Here is a 1677-nt window from a genome sequence, read left to right as displayed (position 1 = left end):
CTATCGCTTTCGTTTCGAACCATGAAATCCGGCCATCTCGTTTGTCGTCACCCGGCTACCGAATTTGTCGTTGCACACACCGCCCCCACAATGGCGGCATCGCCGGTTTCGACCGCGACGAGACGCGAGACGAAGGAACGATCAATCTTGATCGTGTGGACCGGAAATTGTTGCAGGTGGGTCAACGATGCGTAGCCCGTCCCGAAATCGTCCAGAGCGATTGTGACGCCTGCCTTTGCCAACGTCTCAAGGCAATTATGCACCCGGTCGGACAACTGGCCTACGAATACGGTCTCTGTCACCTCCAGTTCCAAAAGACAGGGCGGAAGCCCGCATTTGTCCATACGGCCCAGAATGCGATCGACAAAATCGCCACGGCGAAAGTCGCACGGCGCGCCGTTGAACGCGATCCGGCCGAAGGCGAAGCCTTGGTTCCGCCACGCCACCATATCGGCCATCATCAATCGAGCGTAGCCGCCATCGGCGAACACATAGCGCAGCCAAGGGAACCGCGTCCAGATTGCGGCCAGCAGGTCGACAGCGCCATCGCGACCCTGAATGTCGGCAGCGTGGACGAGAATGAAGATCAGGAAACCACAAGTGTCGGTCAGGATGTGCCGTTTACGGCCCTTGACCTTCTTGCCCGCGTCAAAGCCTGATATTCCGCCACTTTCCGTTGTCTTCACCGACTGGCTATCGATCACTCCAGCGCTAGGAGGGGCCTTGCGCCCTTCAATCTCGCGCAGGTTCATGGCCTGCACCGTGTTGATCGCTTCGAACAAACCGGCGTTACGCCGAGCGTAGAAGTAGCGCCACACCGTCGACACGGAAGGAAAGCATTTGGGCAGAAGCCGCCATGCACATCCGCTTGCAGCGACATAGAGCATCGCATTCAGGACCTCGCGCATGTTCGCCATCCGGGGGCGACCTCCACTCTTTGCCGGAGGCACAAAGGGCGCTGCCAAGGCCCACTCCACATCGGTCATATCCGATGGATATCGCAGTCCCTCCCGGCTATGCCCGCGCCGGGCAATCCCAGTCCATGTCACCATTCACTCCATCTCTTCACAAAGAGGCGTGAATCGCAATATACTGATATTACTCAATAATTTTTAAATCTCGCTCTTAGGGACCAAATTTCGACGCCCGGTTGCGGAAGGTCGCTTTCCGTCGGGCGTTGTATCCCGTTCGCCTCTTGGCGCACATGGGATAACCTCGCTGGCGACTTCAATACATAGTGATTACAGCCTCCGATAAATCCGACCCAGTTTAAATGCCGCGACCAAACAACTAGACAAATACTTCAGGACTTTGCCATACCGGCCATATGGGGTTTTTTGGGGTATTTACATGCAATTTTCAGACAAACTGCGTCGTGCCAGCGGCGTCAGCCTTCTTGTCTTGTCGGCAGCGCTCACTGACGTTGCGATAGCCCGATCCGCCGGTCACAAAGTGGGATGACCATTTGCGATGGCACCGATAATGATGGTATTGTCATCACATCCAAGAATATAAGCGGTTCGCTATCCAGCGGTGCGCGGGTTGGGCGATCTCGCGAGGGCGGGGAATAAATCTACGCCGAATTGTCGAATTGTCCGGCTTGGCGACTAGTGGCGGGCGTGAAGGGCGAAAATCTCGACCGATCTTGAGCATTCTATTGTTGCGACGCTGATTTCC

The 1677-nt window shown here is 56.1% G+C and carries 1 protein-coding gene; it reads right to left on the bottom strand.

The window, feature by feature from the left end; translation table 11 throughout:
* Nucleotides 1-47: 47 nt before the first annotated feature.
* Nucleotides 48-1052 carry an IS5 family transposase gene (locus V2I08_RS20675; RefSeq protein ID WP_405053684.1) on the bottom strand — a complete coding sequence of 335 codons (1005 nt, stop codon included), beginning with the start codon at nucleotides 1050-1052 and terminating at the stop codon, nucleotides 48-50.
* Between the last annotated feature and the right edge of the window lie 625 nt (nucleotides 1053-1677).

This window comes from Sphingobium sp. MK2, assembly GCF_040170545.1.
Classification (GTDB): Bacteria; Pseudomonadota; Alphaproteobacteria; order Sphingomonadales; family Sphingomonadaceae; genus Sphingobium.
Note: the sequence above shows the minus strand (reverse complement) of the source record. Positions and strands in the feature narration are given on the sequence as shown.